The sequence below is a fragment of the Streptomyces sp. NPDC016309 genome, from assembly GCF_043077235.1.
Lineage (GTDB): Bacteria > Actinomycetota > Actinomycetes > Streptomycetales > Streptomycetaceae > Streptomyces.
Genome location: NZ_JBIBSG010000002.1, coordinates 459,395 through 474,667, shown reverse-complemented (window position 1 = coordinate 474,667; position 15,273 = coordinate 459,395). Strand labels below are relative to the sequence as shown.

Here is a 15,273-nt window from a genome sequence, read left to right as displayed (position 1 = left end):
CTGCCGTGGAACGCGGGCGGGGGGCGGGGGGCGGGCCCTGGCCGTGGGGTTCAGCCCACCTCGACGGAACCGGCGGGCGGCTCGGTGGCGATCTGGATGAGGTTGCCGCAGGTGTCGTCGAAGACGGCGGTGGTGACGGGGCCCATCTCCATGGGCTCCTGGACGAAGCGCACGCCGAGGCCGCTCAGTCGCTCGTACTCGGCCCGCACGTCGTCGACGGCGAACTGGGCGAGCGGGATGCCGTCCCCCACGAGCGCGTCGCGGTACGTCTTGGCGGCCGGGTGGCGGGCGGGCTCCAGGAGCAGCTCGGTGCCGGCGGGCTCGTCCGGCGAGACGACGGTCAGCCACCGGTCCCCCTCCTCCCCCACCGGGACGTCGTACTTCTTCACGAAGCCGAGGACCTCGGTGTAGAAGCGCAGGGCCTTTGCCTGGTCGTCGACGAAGACGCTGGTCATATGGATCTTCACGAGGGGCCCTCCTGGGGTCCGGGTGCGGGTCCGGGTGCGGGTCCGGGTGCGGGTGCGCCGGGCACGAGCCCGCGTCGGCGGCGTGGAACGTGTGGCCGCCCTCCCGCCGGGTTTGGGTGGGTCCGGCGGCTCCGGCACGGCCAGGTACGGGGAGACCGCCTGGCGCGGGCTGCCGAGCCGGTGTTCCGTGGCTCCGAAGACGTCCTCGGCCACGCCGACAGATTAGGCAAGCGACGACGTGGCCATCACGTCGGACACGGCCGGCGGGCGGACGGACCCGGCAGGCGGACGAACCCGGCAGGCGGAGCAGGGCGAGGACGCGGCCGGCGGCGGCCAGGTCCCCGGCGCGCGTCCCGCCCCGGATACGGACCATGCATCCCGCCGCCCGCGTCCGGCACCGCCCCGGCGGCACCGCCCCGGCGGCACGGAACCGCCGGCACGGCCCGTCAGCGGTCCCGGAGGGCGTTGAGCCGGGCGGCCTGCCGAATCAGGTGGTCGCGCTCGGCGAGGTTGGTCGCCTTGTGGGCAGCCTCCGCGTACAGCCGGGCCGCCGTCACCAGGTCGCCGTCGCGCTCGTGGAGGTAGGCCGAGGCCGCGGTGTGGCGGGGCAGTACGTCGTCCAGCGCCGCGAGCGCCGCCAGCCCGGCCCGCGGTCCGTCGGCCTCGCCGACGGCCACCGCCCGGTTGAGCCGCACGACCGGGCTGTCGGTCAGCCGCGCGAGCTCGTCGTACCACTCGACGATCTGGACCCAGTCGGTCTCCTCGGCGCTGGGCGCGTCGGCGTGGAGCGCCGCGATGGCGGCCTGGGCCTGGAACTCGCCGAGCCGGTCGCGGGCGAGGGCCGTCCGGAGGATCCCGACGCCCTCGGCGATCAGGCGTGTGTCCCACCGGCCCCGGTCCTGTTCGGCGAGCGGGACCAGGCTGCCGTCGGCCGCGGTCCGGGCGTTACGCCGGGCGTGGTGGAGCAGCATGAGGGCGAGCAGCCCCGCCACCTCGGGGTGGTCGATCGCGGCCGCGAGCTGCCGGGTGAGGCGGACGGCCTCGACCGCGAGGTCGACGTCGCCGGAGTACCCCTCGTTGAAGACCAGGTAGAGCACGCGCAGCACGGTGGCGACGTCGCCCGGCCGGTCGAACCGCACCCCGGACACGGTGCGCTTGGCCCGGCTGATCCGCTGCGCCATGGTCGCCTCGGGCACCAGATACGCCCGGGCGATCTGCCGCGTGGTGAGCCCGCCGACGGCGCGCAGGGTGAGCGCGACCGCCGACGACGGCGTCAGCGAGGGGTGGGCGCACAGGAAGTAGAGCCGGAGCGTGTCGTCCACGTCCGGCGCCGGCCCGGGCGGGGGCTCCTCCTCGACGAGCTCCTCGCGCCGGCGGCGGGCGCCGTCCGCCCGCGCCTGGTCGAGGAACTTGCGCCAGGCCACGGTGACCAGCCAGCCCTTGGAGTCCCGCGGAGGATCGGCCGCCCATACACGCAGGGCCTCGACCAGCGCTTCCTGTACGGCGTCCTCGGCCGCCGCGAAGTCGGCTCCGCGGCGGACGAGGATCGCGAGCACGCCCGGGGTGAGGCTTCGGAGCAGGAGCTCGTCCATACGGGTGGTCACTCCGTGACGGTGGGCGGCGCGGTCAGGAACGGCCGCAGTTCGAGCCACTCATGGATCGGCTCACCGCCCTTGCCGGGGGCTGCCGACAGTTCGCCGGCCAGTTCGACGGCGCGCTCGTGGCTGTCGACGTCGATCACCATCCACCCGGCGATGAGGTCCTTGGTCTCGGCGAACGGGCCGTCGGTGACCGGGGGCCGGCCCTCGCCGTCGTACCGGACCCACACTCCTTCCGGGGCGAGCGCCTGGCCGTCGACGAACTCGCCGGTCTTCTCGAGGCGGGCCGCGAAGTCCTGCATGTACTGGACGTGCGCCGAGATCTCCTCCGGGGTCCACCGGTCCATGGGGACGTCGTTGGCCGGGGACGGAGCGCCTCGGTAGTGCTTGAGCAGCAGGTACTTGGCCATGGTGTGTCTCCTCGGTCCTGGTACGACCCATTGTGGTCGCGTTCACGGCGGGGACGGAGCCGGTCGCGGGTTCTCGACATCGCCGGCGCGCTCTTTCCAAGATTTTTTCCGAGCCGGTGATCCAGCCGGGGCTCCAACCGCTGCTCCAGCCCGTGCTCCAGCCGGTGCCGAACGCGCGCCCGGGGCGGTGAAAGGGCCGGGCCGGGGGATGGTGAAGGGATGGAACAGTCGACGTACGCGGGGCTCTTCACCCGCAGGTTCGGTCCCCCGCCGAGCGAGGGCTCGCCCAGTGTGGTGCTGGTGCACGGTCTGGGGCTCTCGGGGCGGTACTTCGTGCCGCTGGCGCGGTTGCTGGCGGCGGGCGGGGCGACCGTGTTCGTACCGGACCTGCCGGGCAACGCGCGGTCGCGGGGCGCGGTACGGCGGGCGCCGTGCGTCGCGGAACTCGCCGGGGCCCTGGAGCGCTGGCACCGGGGGCTGGGCCTGGGGCCGAGCCTGCTGGTGGCCAATTCGGTCGGGTGCCAGGTGGTCGCGGCCTTCGCCGCCCGTCATCCGCGGCTGGTGCGCCGCGTCGTGATGGTCGGTCCGGCGCTGGAGCCCGGCGCGGGCGGCTGGCGTCAGTGCCTGCGGCTGCTGGCGGACGCGCCCCGCGAACCGCTCCCGCTGCTCGCGGTGGCGGTGGGCGACTACCTGGTGACCGGCCCCCTCCGGTTCGCCGCCTCGTTCCGGCACGCGCTGCGGGACGCGGCCGAGTCGTTCGAGGGGCATCTGGCCCGGGTGGCCGCGCCGACCCTGGTCCTGCGGGGCGCGGGTGACACGATCGCCTCCAGGGACTGGACCCGGCGTGTCGCGCGCGTGGTCGGTGACGGCCGCGCGGCCGAGGTGCGGGGTGCCGCGCACGCGGCGCACTACAGCGCGCCGGGTGCCGTGGCCGCGCTGATCGAGCAGTTCACCGCTGGAGGACACACGTGAGACCGACGAGGACGTCCGGCGGTTCGCCGTCCGAGGACACGGACCGCCCGTCGCCCTGGCTGCGCATCCTGCCGGGCATCTCCCCCGAGCGGCGGGGTTTCGTGCTGGCGTGGTGGGGCTTCGCTCTCACCTTCGGCGGCATGCGCCTGCTCACCTGGCTCATCCACATCGACGTGGCGGGGGTGGGCGACGTACAGGCCGGCGGGGTCCACCTGCACCACTACGTGTGGGGCATCCTGCTGCTCGTGGGGGTGGGCGCGGCCGGGCTGGTCGAGCGCTCCGCGCGGGCACGCGCCTGGATGGGGCTCGCCTACGGGGTCGGGCTGGCGCTGGTCGTGGACGAGGCCGCGCTGCTGATCAGCCTTGAGGACGTGTACTGGGACACCGAGGGGGGCGTCAGCATCGCCCTGGCCATCGCGCTGATCGCCGTCGCGGGCGGGGTGCTCGCCGTGACGCGGGCGCGTCGGCGCGGCACGGGGGACGGCGGACGGGACCGGAGATGACCGGCGCGCGGAACACCGGGGCGGGGACGGCGGGGCGTCACCCGGAGCGGGCGGACGCCCCCGGCCGGTGAGGCCGGGGGCGTCCGGTCGGACGGCTTAGAGGTGGCCGAGGGCCACGACGGCGTCGTAGTACTTCTTGGCGACGCGCTTGCACGCCTTGCGCTGGGCCTGGGTGTACGGGCCCCACTGGTGGTCGCACGTGTTGTTCATGTCGTACAGGAACGTCTTGTCGACGCGCTTCTTGTTGCCGGCGCTGAAGGCGTTCAGGCCCTTGTAGTTGCGGTACCCGAAGTCGTGCCGCGCGCAGGCCGACCAGAAGTGGAAGCCGCCCGGGTTGTCCGAGGCGCCGCTGCAACCGTCGGTGTTCCAGTTGAAGCCGTACCTGTTGCTACCGGTGCGCCTCCACTTGTCGCGGTCCACCGTCCAGTCGCCGAGGGCGTCCTGGCTGGCCTCCGTCAGGTGCTTCAGCCGGTTGAGCTTCTGCTGCCGGGTGACCGCGGCGGCCACCGACTCGCCCTCCACGGCCGCGGCGGAAGCGCCCGGCGTGGACGCGGCCGCGGGGGCACTGTCGGCGAGCGCCGGGGTGGCGAGCGAGAACGCCATGACGCCGCCGAGTGTGGCGCCGAGCAGGGCGTTGTTGATCCTCTTCACTTGTGGTTCCCCTCGTTGCTTGCTGTTCCGGGACCTCGTCCCGGAGGTCGGCGCGACCTTGATCGCGCATGGCGACGCTATCGGGCCACACCGATGGCGCCTACCCCTACTCGGCCCCTACTCGTGGCTCAACTCCGCTGGTATGAACGGCTGTTGACATATGGATACGCACTGGTGACGGTTTGCGGCGCCGGCCGTCAGCCGGCCGGCGCATGGGGTTCGCGGGTCGGTTTTCCCTGGACGTTGTGCGGGCCGCCGACGGAGTTGAGGACGGTCTGCGCCTGGTTGTCGACGAGCTTGGTGAACAGCTGCTGGGCGTACCCGAAGATGACGGCCCAGGCGATGATCTGGGCCGACGAGTCGAGGGCCTGGAGGCCGGGAACGAACTCCCCGCGCATGAGGAGCAGGCCGAGCACGGCGGTGAGCGCGCCGGTCGGCAGCTTCAGCAGGGCCAGTGCCACGGGGACGTTGTACGGGGTGGACGTGCCCCTGATCCTCCGCAGTGACGTGGTGGCGGCGACCGTGGCCGCCACGATGCCGGTGAACGCGACGACGGGGTAGTCCCACGGGGAGGCGACCGCCGCGTACAGCTCGTCGATGTCGCCGCCGGGCTCCGCGCTCCGGGGGGACATGTCGCTCGCGGTGGGGCAGACGATGCCGATCTTCTCGGGGTGGAAGCACAGGGGCACGGTCCCCGGGGCCAGGGCGCCGAAGGCGGCCACGAGGGCGACGACCACGGACAGCACGATCGCCATCCCGTAGACGACGTGGGTGAAGCTGCGGACCCGGAGGTTCTCCCGGATGTGGGACTGGCGGGCGACGGCGACCGCGTCGACGACCACCTGCCGCTGCACCTCTTGCAACGGGGTGCCGCTGCGGAGGGCCAGGGCGATCTCCTCGACCTGGACCCTGCGTTCGTCGTTGATGGGCAGGTGTTCGCGGACGTACGCCACCAGGCCCGGCATCATCGCCGTCACCTCGTCCAGCGACGACAGGCGCAGCATGAGGTTGTGCGCCATGTCGAAGCGGGTCTGGGCGACGGCCAGGTGCGCGGCGGGGAGGCGCCGGCGGTGGTCGTGGCGGAGCGTGGTGCGGGCTTCCGCCAGCTCCTCGAAGGCCTGGGCGGCCAGCGCCTGCGCCTCCGCCGGGAGCTGGGCACGCGCCGTCTTGGACCGCAGCAGCGCCTCGAGTTCGCTGATCCGTGAGGCCAGGCCCTCCCTCAGCTCCCACAGGCCCTTCTCACACGGATCGGCCCGCCGGCGATCGGGGAGCCCGGGCCCGTCGGGCATGCGCATCGCGCTTCAGCCGCTTCAGCCGCTTCAGCAGGCGAATTCCGGGCTGTTGGCCCAGAAGGCGAGGTGGGACCAGGTCTGGGCGCCGCAGACGCCGTCGACAATGATGTCCGCGCACCCCTGGAACCGGCGCACCGCCGCCCCCGTGACCGGTCCGAAGACCCCGTCGACGAGGAGCTTGTCACCGGTGAGCGAGTTGTTGAGGTAGCACTGCGCCTGTTTGACGGCCGCTCCTGACGAGCCGGCCTTGATCGTGGGACGGGTGTTGGTGATGGTGCAGATGTCGCTGGGCATGGCGCACTCCCGTACGCAGAGGTCGTTCCGAGGACTCCGGGCGGCAACGAGGCCGTTCTCCGGTGCAACGCCACGCGTCGGGGTTTCCGGGAAGAGGGAAGGCCGATTCCCGTCCGGAAACGCGGGGCCGTGATGCCGAAATGCGGGGGGCCGATGCGGGCGGCCGGTCCGCGCCGGGTGCCCCGTCCCGATGACGTGGGGTACACCCTGCTTTTTTCCTGCCGTCAGCCTACCTCGCCGCATTGCTTTTCGCATGTCATATGCGGGCGCATGCCGACCGGAGTTGACTTCGATGACACGTCAACAAGGGAATTTTCAACCAAAATTGGGAGCGGAGAATACCAGCTCGTCGGGGTTAACGTGGTATTGAGGGATGAATTCCAGACCGAGCCATACCGAGCAGGCGAGGGGAGATTCAGCCATGGGAAGGCAGCACACCACCTACGCCTTCGAGACGTACCGGGCCGTCGCCGACAGCGAGCGGGCCGCGGAGCTGGCGCTGACCACGTCTCCGTTCCAGATCGAGGTGCGCTTCATCAAAGGCCTGACCAGAGGTCAGAAGGACGTCTTCGCCGAGGCGGCGGACCGCTGGACGCGGGTCATCGTGGGCGACCTGGAAACGGCGGTCGTCCGTGACTTCACGGGTGACGTCGTGATCGACGACCTCCTGATCGACGCCGAGGGCGTCCCCATCGACGGGGTCAACAACGTCCGCAACGTCCTTGGGGAAGCCGGACCCACACGGCTGCGCAGCGAACAGGCCGCCAGCGGCGCCGGACTCCCGGCGACCGGCCACATGAGGTTCGACAGTGCCGACCTGGCACAGATGGAGGAGGAAGGGACACTGCTCGACGTCATCACGCACGAGATGGGACACGTGCTGGGCATCGGGACCATCTGGACGGACTTCGGTCTGCTCAAGGACTTCCCGGGCGACGACCCGACCTTCGTCGGCTCCGGCGCCATGGCGGAGTTCGGCCGGCTCAAGCAGGGCGGCCCCGTGCCGGTGCCGGTGGCCAATGTCGGCGGGGCCGGCAGCGCGGGCGGGCACTGGCGGGAGAGCGTGTTCGACAACGAGCTGATGTCGCCGAGCATCGCGGAGCGGGACAACCCCCTGAGTCGGCTGTCGGTGGCGAGCCTCGGCGACCTGGGGTACACGGTCGACCTCGACGCCGCCCAGGACTACGAGCTCCCCGACCTGCTCGCGATCGCCACCTCGGAGCGTCTCCCGGCGGCGGCGCCGCAGTACGTGGTGCTCCCCACCGTCCCGAGCCGCGTTCCGGCCGAAAGGGCGTGACGACGGCGGCGAATGCCCCCGACGACGCGCTCGACGAGCGCCGGGAGGAATCCCGGCGCTCCCCCTCGCCCACGCTCGCCCGTCAGGCGGCCTTGAGGGCCTGCCCGATCTCCGCGGCCACCTCCGGGTGGGTGAGGTACTCCTCGATGTGGTGCGCCCGGTCACGGGAGTTGGTGACGGCCACGTCGATCGGGTCGCCCTTCCAGGTGTCGCCGAGCGGGCAGCCGATGGCCACGGCGTCGGTCGGGCACCAGGCGTTGATCCAGGGGTACGTGCCGTCCGGGCGCTCGGGTCCGCCGGTGAGCAGCCGGCTGTGCACGCCGTCCAGCCCGAGAGGGCTGCCCGCGGTGACGAGCAGGGCCATGTCCGTTTCCGGACCGAGCCGGGTGAGGAGGTCCATGCCGACGACCGTGCCGAGGCTGTGCGTCACCAGGACGAGCTCGCCGGAGGCCGGTATCGAGGCGAGGACGGTGTCGAGGACCGCGTTCCTGACCCGGGTGTCGTCGAGGTAGGCCGCGACGTCCCGCAGGACGGCGGCGATGAACCACTCGTCGAGGTCCGTCTTGGCGGCCAGCCAACTAAGCTGCCGTTGCAGTGCGCCGATGGCCGGGGCGCCGAACCGCTCGTCCTCCGGACCCGCCTGCGGGGGCATGTGCGCGTCGGCCGCCGCATCGGCGATGAGCCGCTCGTAGGTGTCCCGGGCCGGTCCCGTGGGCGCGCACGCCTCCGCCACCGGGACGGCGGTCACATCGACGTACGGGCGGGGGACGGCTTCGTTCCGCTCGAGCGCCGCGATCAGCGTGTCGCCGTAGAACGGGAACCAGGCGTCCTCCGGATCGACGGGGGCCATCCCGGCCCGGGTGAGCCCGTGGTTGAGCCCGGCGGACCAGTCGCGCCGGAGCTTCTCCGTGTCCTTGCCCTGCTGGCTCCTGCCGTGCAGGAAGACGAGGTGCCGGTGGCCGCCGAAGGCGTTCGTGGCGGGCCGGAGACCGACGCGTTCGCCGGCGGCCACGCGCGCGGAACGCGGGACGGCGCCCACGGGGGCGGCGTCCGCCACGGCGTCCACGGGGGCGGTGGCTCCCACGGCGGTCCCGACGGCCGCACCGGTGGCGTCTCCGGTCGCGTCCCCCGGCGGGGAGACGGCCGCCGGCGGAGGGGGTGCGACCGCTCGCGGCACCGCGCCGTCGACCCGCAGGCCGGAGTCGGGCCCCATCTCGGCGAGCAGGGCACGCCGTACGGGGTCGAGCGGGACGGCGGCGAGGTGCCGGAGCACGGAGCTGATGCGTACGCCCTCGTTCGCCACCCAGGCGACGGCGTCCTCCCCGTCGCCGGGCTCCCACACCTTGCCGTCCTTGCGCAGCGTACGGCCCTCGGCGTCCTTGTCCGGTACGCCGCTGTGGTGCAGGGCCACCACTTCCCACTGGTCGTTGAAGACCGGTGAGCCGGAGTTCCCCGGCTCAGTGTCGGTCCTGTAGTGCAGGAAGTCGTCCAGGCGTACCTGGAGCGCGTTGTCACGGACGGCGATCTCCTTGAGGCGGCCCATCGGGTGACCGATGACGTTCACCGGCTCGCCGATGACCAGCTTTCCACGCTGCACACTGAGCCTGTTCCACCCGAACACCTCCCCCGGCGGCCGGCCGTCGGCGGGGGGAGCCACCAGCACCAGGGCGAAGTCGAGCCGTTCGTCGGCGAGGAAGAACCCACCGACGTCGAGCTCCAGCCGGGTCGACACCCCGGGGGCGTTGTCGATGGTGACCTGGGCGTCGAACTCCAGGAGGCACTGCCGGGCCGACGTCTCGTCGGGCAGGACGTGGTGGTTGGTCATCAGCAGGCGGGGGGAGACCAGGAAGCCGGTGCCGATCGGCAGCTCGCGGCCGTTCTCCCTGGCCAGGATCCGTGCCACGGTACGGGCGGCGCGCGCACCGCGCGGCAGGAAGCTCCATGCCTGTAGTTCCTTGGACAGGCCGAGGATGCGTTCGTACGCCGCGGGGGCGCTGAGCCGCTCCTCACGGATGCTGTCCACCGCCGCGGCGGCGGGCACCGCCTGACGGTCGAGCAGCCGTGCGGCGCGGGCCGCGATCGCCTCCGGCGAGTCCGGGAACCTGACGCCGGCGTCCAGCCGGCGCTCCACCTGGTGACGTTCCGTGCTGGTCCGTTCGTACCGCTCCGCCGCGGCCTCGGCCTGCTTCAGCCGTTCCGCGCGTGTGTCGACCGTCACTGCCATGACCGACCCTCCGGTCCTGTTCCGGGGTTGTCCGTCCGGCCCCGGAGGCCCGTCCGGCTCGCCGGGGCCGGGTGATCGTGACCGCCCTCCTCGTGGCGCGGGACTGGCGGTACCGCGGGGTCCGTTCCACCGGCTGATCGCGTGGCGTGCGGCGCGTCACCCGCCTTCACCGCGTGGTGGACGCTTTTCCCTTCCCTGCTTTCATGCTAGGCACTTCCACCGGCCCGTGCATATGGTGCCCGGCGCGTTTTCCGGCGGCTTTGCGTTGCCCTTTGCTATGTCACGCGGGGTAGTTGACGCGCGGTCGGCCGGCGGAAAGCGGTGACCCGCGACGGGCCGCCCGGAATGACGCCGAAGTTGACCGGGCGACATGTGAATCGGAGACCACGGGCCCGGACATCGGGCGGCGATCGGGAAAGCGCACCGGGACAGGTGCCCCCGTGGGCGGCCGGACGCCGGTGACGACCGGGCTCCGGAATGCGGTGCGTCACCGCCGGGGCCCTAAGGGGCGGGGGACGGTGGCGGTACGTCACCGAAAGCCGCCCGGCAGGTGGCGTCCCTCCCCCCGGCCGGCGGGCCGGGCCGGAGGGCCGGTTACGGGGTTTCCCCGACATGTGGCGGAATCGTGGTCTTTCGGCACTGGGTTGCGTATGCCGCGAGGGGTGCGAGACGGTTGCCGTGAGACAACATTTCCGAGCGTAGAAGGGGGGTGGGGTGCGCACGATGCGTTCCCCCGCCTGTGTTTCCTTCCTCCGGCCCTCCCGCCCACCCGCGCGGATCCGCCGCGCTCAGCACGACGGCTTGGCGCACGGCCCCGTACCCGGCCCTGGTGATGGACCGGTCCGGCGCCGTGGTGGAGGCCAATGAGTCCGCCCGCGCCCTGTTCCGGCGCGCCGGGGACGACCTCCTGGCGGACCTGCCCGTCCCCGCCTGGCTCGCCGAGGCGCACCGCGACCGGCTCCGGCCGGCCCCCGAGTCCGCCGACGGCCCCGCACCCTCGGGTGCGATCGACCACCGCAGCTTCGAGGCCCACCCCTCCACCACCGGTGAAGGAGGGGTGGTGTGGTGGCTGGTGGACAACACCGACGTACGCCTGGCCGAGCAGGAGCTGCGGGACGAGCGGGAGCGGACCGGTCTGCTGGCGCACGTCTCCAACACCCTGTTGTCCTCGCTGAACGTCGAGCGCTGTACGGAGGTGACCGCGCGCATGGCCGCTGATCACCTCGCCGACGCGGCCGTCATCGTCGCCCCCGCCCAGGGGCGCCGCTACCCCCTGACCTATGCCCAGGTGGGCGGCCCGGTCACACAGAGCACGGCGCACATCGACCCGTCGATAGTGCCGGGCCTGGCCGAGGCACTCCAGGGCTTCCCACCCGTGCCCACCCGCTGGATCAGTCCGGACGACATTCCGGACTGGGCGGTCCCGCCGGGATTCACCGGACCCATCGGGTCGGTGATCGTCACCCCGCTGCCGGGCCACGGCGTGCCGGCCGGTGTGCTGATCCTGCTGCGGGCCAGCGCGCACAGGGCGTTCACCGACGGTGAGGAGGTCTTCGCCCGGCTCTTCGCCGCCCGGGCCGGAGCCGCGCTGTCGGCCGCGCGGATGTACAGCGAGCAGGCGGCGATCACCTCGGTGCTGATGCGGGAGCTGCTGCCGCCGGTGCTGGAGCGCGTCCACGGCGTCGACTACGCGGGCAGGTACCGGCCCGCCAACGACCACGAACGGGTCGGCGGCGACTTCTACGACGTGCACCCCGGCGCGGACCCCGCGCAGGAGACGTTCGTCGTCCTGGGCGACGTCGCCGGCAAGGGGCTGGAAGCAGCCGCGCTCACGGGCAAGATCCGCAGCGTGCTCCAGGCCCTGCTGCCGCTGTCCGGCGACCACCAGCGCGTGCTCGGCCTGCTGAACGGCGCGCTGCTCACCTCCCACCACGCCCGGTTCGTCACACTGGTCCTCGCCTCCGCCAGACGCAAGGCCGGGCAGGTGCATCTGCGGCTGACCAGCGCCGGCCACCTGCCCCCGTTGATCATCCGTACGGACGGCCGGGTGGAGGAGGCGAGCACCTCGGGACAGCTCGTGGGCGCCCTGCCGAAGGTCACCTCCCGGTCGGCCACGGCGGTCCTGGCGCCCGGCGAGACGTGCCTGCTCTACACGGACGGCATCACCGAGGCGCGCGGCGGCCCGCTGGGCGACGAGTTCTTCGGCGAGCAGCGGCTGCGGCGGTCCCTCGTGGAGTGCGCCGGCATGCCGGCCGAGGCGGTCGTGGAGCGGGTGCAGATGCTGGCCGCGCAGTGGCTGGGCAAGGGACGGCACGACGACATGGCCACGCTGGCGATCAGCGCGCCGAAGACCGGTCCGCTGTCGGTCGTCGACGGCCGAGTGCACCGTCGGGAACAGCGTGTCAGGAGGACCATGTGAACGACTCCCGCCCCGCGTGGGTCGACGAGGTGGGCGGCAGGCTCTGGACGGCCGTGTCCGGCGGCGACGAGTACGCGGCCGTCGACGTGGTCCATGACGCCCTGGACGAGGGCCGCGACAAGGAGGCGCTGCTGCTGGACGTGATCGGTGCCGTCCAGGAGAAGGTCGGCGCCGAGTGGGCCGCGGACCGGATGACCGTGGCCCAGGAGCACGCGGCCACCGCCATCAACGAGCGGGCGATCGCCGCCGTGGTCCACCGGGACCGGCCCGCGGGCAGCAGCCGGGGCCGGGTGACCGTGAGCTGTGTGGACGGGGAATGGCACGCCCTCCCCGCCCGTCTGGTCGCCGAGGTGCTGCGACTGCGCGGCTGGCAGGTCGACTTCCTCGGCGCCCAGATCCCCACCGCGCACCTGATCGCCCACCTGCACGCGACCAACCCGCAGGCGGTGCTGCTGTCCAGCTCGCTGCCCACCCATCTGCCCACCGCCCACTCGGCCGTCGCCGCCTGCCAGGCCGTGGGCGTGCCCGTCCTGGCCGGCGGACGGGCGTTCGGCACGGACGGCCGCTACGCGCGGGCGCTGGGGGTGGACCGGTGGGCGGCCGATGCCCGCGGCGCGGCGGCGGTGCTGGAAGCCGGTCCGCCCCGGCCGGACCCGGCCGCGTCGCGGCACGCGGTGGACGACCTGCCGCACCTGGTCGACCAGGAGTACACGATGATCGCCCGCTCTCGCGGCCGGCTGGTCAAACAGACCCTCGTCGATCTGGAGGAACGCTTCCCCGCGATGCGGTCCTACAGTGAGGCCCAGCGCGAGCGCACCGCGGAGGACATCGCCCACATCGTGGACTTCCTCACCACCGCGCTCTACGTGGACGACCCCGCCCTGTTCTCCACCTTCGTGGCGTGGACGGCGGACGTCCTCGGCGCCCGGGGCGTGCCCGGCCACTCGCTCACCACCGGGTTGGGCATCCTGGGCGAGCAGTTGAACGAATTCCCCCGGGCCGCCGCCCTGCTCGGCGACGCCGCCGGCCGCCTCGGCGGCCGTACCCCTTCCCCAGCCCCCGGACCGAACACGGACACATGACCTCGCACAGACCTTTCGGAATCGACATCGACCACCGGTCCGGCACGCTCACCTTCCGCGTCTCCGGTGATCTGGACTACGACACCAGCGGCGACCTGCTGCACGCCGTGGTGGAGCGGCTCGCGCAGCACCCGCCGCCCCACGTCGTACGCCTGGACTTCGCGCGGCTGACGTGGATCGACTCCATGGGCCTGTCGACGCTGCTGATGGCCCACCGTCACGCCACGGCGGTCGGCGCGGTCCTGCGGCTGGACAACAGGCCGGAGGTCCTCGACCGCATGCTCACTCTCACGCAGACCCTGGAGCACCTCACCGTCGCCGGCGGTCGGGACCCGGACGGGGGCGCCATGACCGACGCCGCCCGGAGCCGCTGACGGGCGGCGGGGCGGCGGGGCGGCGACGGAACGACGGTGGGCTCGGCGGGCCGTGGCCGTGCGGGCCCGGCCGGCCCGGAGGTCAGTCCTGTGCGGTGGGCGCGCCGACCGGTTCGGCGGAGAAGTGCCGCAGCTCGGGCTCCTTCGCGAAGAAGTGCTCTATCGCCGCCGCGAACCGCGGGGCCTGCTCGCTCCGGGGGAAGCCGTCCAGGTGGTGGGCGAGCGTCTCCCAGCCGACGCGCAGCAGGTAGGAGCCCTGCGTCTCGACGTCGCGGTGCAGTTCGACGGAGAGGCAGCCTTCGGCCGATTCGAGGATGGGGGCGCCGGCGAGGAGCGCCTGCTCGAACTCCTCCTCACGGCCCGGCGTGATGTAGAGGTAGGCGTACTCGTGGATCATCGGGATTCCTTTCGGATGCGTGTGGTGACGCCGGACGCGTTCAGCGGACCTGTCTGATGCGGGTCACGGTGAGGAGGGCCAGCAGGCCGACCGCCATGGTGAACACGTACAGCGCGGTGTAGTTGTGGCCCGGGCCGATGGACAGCAGCAGCGGGGCGAGTGCGGGGCCGATGGACTGGGGCAGGACGTCGGCGCTGTTGATGACGCCCAGGTCCTTGCCCACGTCGTCGGAGCTGGGCAGGACCTCGGTGGCCAGGGCCATGTCGACGGCGAAGTAGAAGCCGGACCCGATGCCGAGGAGGGTCTGCGCGAGGTAGACCGGTGGCAGGGTGTCGGCCACGGCGAGGAGGGCGAGGCCGGCGGCGAGCAGCACGGCGGCCGCGGTGACGAAGACCTTGCGCCGGTGGAGGCGGTCGGAGAGCCATCCGCACAGTGCCGCGGTCACCGCGCTGAGCGTGTAGTTGAGCGTCGTCAGCAGGGCGACGGTCGCGGCGACCGTGCCGCCGGTCAGCCCGATGCGGTCGCTGAGGTAGTACGCGAGGTAGGGCACCGGCGCCACGGAGGCGAAGTACGTCAGGAAGCGGGTCAGCCACACCCAGCCGAAGTCGGGGTGGCTGCGCGGGTCGGTCCAGAAGCTGCCGAAGAACTCCCGCGCCGAGAAGGGCGGCCGGCCGGCCGGTGCCCGGGTGTCCCGCAAGGGCAGCGCGAACAGGCAGACACAGCCGATGGCCGCCGCGGCCGGCACCAGGAAGCCGGCCGGCCCGGCGGAGAAGAGGGCCGCGGCTCCCATGCCGACGGGCACGGCCAGGCGCTGGCTGAAGCCCATGACGCCCGAGACCATGCCCCGCTGGGCGAGCGGGACCTGCTCGGGCACGGTGGCGGCGAGCGCGGCGATGGAGGTGTTGAAACTGGCCTGTGCGAGGCACCAGCCCGCGGTGATCGCGGGGACGGACGGCACCAGGGCGACGACGGCGAGACCCGCGGCGCCGCCGAGGACGCCGACGACGAGCCAGGGCCGGCGGCGCCCCCAGGCGGCGGTGGTACGGTCCGACAGCCGCCCGGCGAGGGGGTTGGCGAACAGGGCGACGAGCGCGCCGAGGGCGGCCGCGACCGCCAGGCTGTTCTCCTTGTGGGCGGGGTCGACGTGCTCGATGCGCAGGGCGAGGGTGACCAGCGCGACGGACAGCACCGCGCTGTAGAGCCCGAGGTAGGCGAGCCCGAGCCGGACCACGAAGGCGCGTGACACTCGTGGTCCGGTCTCGGCCCGGGGGGTCAGGGACGTCATGGAACGAT

Annotated in this window: 15 protein-coding genes; 6 read left to right on the top strand and 9 right to left on the bottom strand. The window is 72.8% G+C overall.

Annotated elements, in window-relative coordinates; genetic code table 11:
• Nucleotides 1–50: 50 nt before the first annotated feature.
• From ACF068_RS06795 to ACF068_RS06785, 3 genes are all read right to left on the bottom strand, one after another.
• Nucleotides 51–467, bottom strand: coding sequence for a VOC family protein (locus ACF068_RS06795; RefSeq protein ID WP_392273082.1), 417 nt, complete (start codon nt 465–467; stop codon nt 51–53).
• 446 nt (nt 468–913) lie between these two features.
• Entirely contained in the window at nt 914–2,059 is a 1,146-nt protein-coding gene (locus ACF068_RS06790) for an RNA polymerase sigma factor (RefSeq protein ID WP_392273281.1), read from the bottom strand.
• Between the two features lie 8 nt (nt 2,060–2,067).
• Entirely contained in the window at nt 2,068–2,475 is a 408-nt protein-coding gene (locus ACF068_RS06785) for a YciI family protein (protein ID WP_392273081.1), read from the bottom strand.
• A 219-nt stretch (nt 2,476–2,694) separates the two neighbouring features.
• Between ACF068_RS06785 and ACF068_RS06780 the strand changes: the two genes are divergently transcribed.
• Together ACF068_RS06780 and ACF068_RS06775 are read left to right on the top strand one after the other, a co-directional pair.
• Nucleotides 2,695–3,447 carry an alpha/beta fold hydrolase gene (locus tag ACF068_RS06780; protein ID WP_392273080.1) on the top strand — a complete coding sequence of 251 codons (753 nt, stop codon included), beginning with the start codon at nt 2,695–2,697 and terminating at the stop codon, nt 3,445–3,447.
• Complete coding sequence (locus ACF068_RS06775; protein ID WP_392273079.1) at nt 3,444–3,950, top strand: hypothetical protein; 507 nt, start codon at nt 3,444–3,446, stop codon at nt 3,948–3,950. Before ACF068_RS06780 ends, ACF068_RS06775 begins: the two co-directional genes overlap by 4 nt.
• A gap of 96 nt (nt 3,951–4,046) precedes the next feature.
• Here ACF068_RS06775 and ACF068_RS06770 read toward each other — a convergent pair whose 3' ends face one another.
• The 3 genes from ACF068_RS06770 to ACF068_RS06760 form a co-directional block, all read right to left on the bottom strand.
• Nucleotides 4,047–4,601, bottom strand: a complete 555-nt coding sequence (locus ACF068_RS06770) for a phospholipase (protein ID WP_392273078.1) — start codon at nt 4,599–4,601, stop codon at nt 4,047–4,049.
• Nucleotides 4,602–4,798: 197 nt separating this feature from the next.
• Entirely contained in the window at nt 4,799–5,890 is a 1,092-nt protein-coding gene (locus tag ACF068_RS06765) for a hypothetical protein (RefSeq protein WP_392273077.1), read from the bottom strand.
• 30 nt (nt 5,891–5,920) lie between these two features.
• On the bottom strand, nt 5,921–6,187 hold the full coding sequence (locus ACF068_RS06760; protein WP_392273076.1) for a peptidoglycan-binding protein: 267 nt from the start codon (nt 6,185–6,187) through the stop codon (nt 5,921–5,923).
• A 421-nt stretch (nt 6,188–6,608) separates the two neighbouring features.
• Here ACF068_RS06760 and ACF068_RS06755 point away from each other — a divergent pair, with 421 nt between their 5' ends.
• A complete protein-coding gene (locus ACF068_RS06755; RefSeq protein ID WP_392273075.1) occupies nt 6,609–7,484 on the top strand; it encodes a leishmanolysin-related zinc metalloendopeptidase in 876 nt (291 codons plus the stop codon).
• A gap of 82 nt (nt 7,485–7,566) precedes the next feature.
• On the opposite strand, the gene ACF068_RS06750 is transcribed toward ACF068_RS06755, so the two are convergent.
• A complete protein-coding gene (locus ACF068_RS06750; RefSeq protein ID WP_392273074.1) occupies nt 7,567–9,708 on the bottom strand; it encodes a trypsin-like serine peptidase in 2,142 nt (713 codons plus the stop codon).
• Between the two features lie 832 nt (nt 9,709–10,540).
• Between ACF068_RS06750 and ACF068_RS06745 the strand changes: the two genes are divergently transcribed.
• The 3 genes from ACF068_RS06745 to ACF068_RS06735 are packed head-to-tail and all read left to right on the top strand — an operon-like array spanning nt 10,541 to nt 13,583.
• Nucleotides 10,541–12,127: a PP2C family protein-serine/threonine phosphatase gene (locus ACF068_RS06745; protein WP_392273280.1), complete on the top strand. Its 1,587-nt coding sequence runs from the start codon at nt 10,541–10,543 to the stop codon at nt 12,125–12,127.
• Nucleotides 12,124–13,209, top strand: a complete 1,086-nt coding sequence (locus ACF068_RS06740; protein ID WP_392273073.1) for a B12-binding domain-containing protein — start codon at nt 12,124–12,126, stop codon at nt 13,207–13,209. The genes ACF068_RS06745 and ACF068_RS06740 overlap by 4 nt, the downstream gene beginning before the upstream one ends.
• A complete protein-coding gene (locus ACF068_RS06735; protein WP_392273072.1) occupies nt 13,206–13,583 on the top strand; it encodes an STAS domain-containing protein in 378 nt (125 codons plus the stop codon). The genes ACF068_RS06740 and ACF068_RS06735 overlap by 4 nt, the downstream gene beginning before the upstream one ends.
• Before the next feature lie 82 nt (nt 13,584–13,665).
• Here ACF068_RS06735 and ACF068_RS06730 read toward each other — a convergent pair whose 3' ends face one another.
• Together ACF068_RS06730 and ACF068_RS06725 are read right to left on the bottom strand one after the other, a co-directional pair.
• Nucleotides 13,666–13,980 carry an antibiotic biosynthesis monooxygenase family protein gene (locus ACF068_RS06730; protein WP_392273071.1) on the bottom strand — a complete coding sequence of 105 codons (315 nt, stop codon included), beginning with the start codon at nt 13,978–13,980 and terminating at the stop codon, nt 13,666–13,668.
• Between the two features lie 40 nt (nt 13,981–14,020).
• Nucleotides 14,021–15,265 carry an MFS transporter gene (locus ACF068_RS06725; protein ID WP_392273070.1) on the bottom strand — a complete coding sequence of 415 codons (1,245 nt, stop codon included), beginning with the start codon at nt 15,263–15,265 and terminating at the stop codon, nt 14,021–14,023.
• Nucleotides 15,266–15,273: the final 8 nt, after the last annotated feature.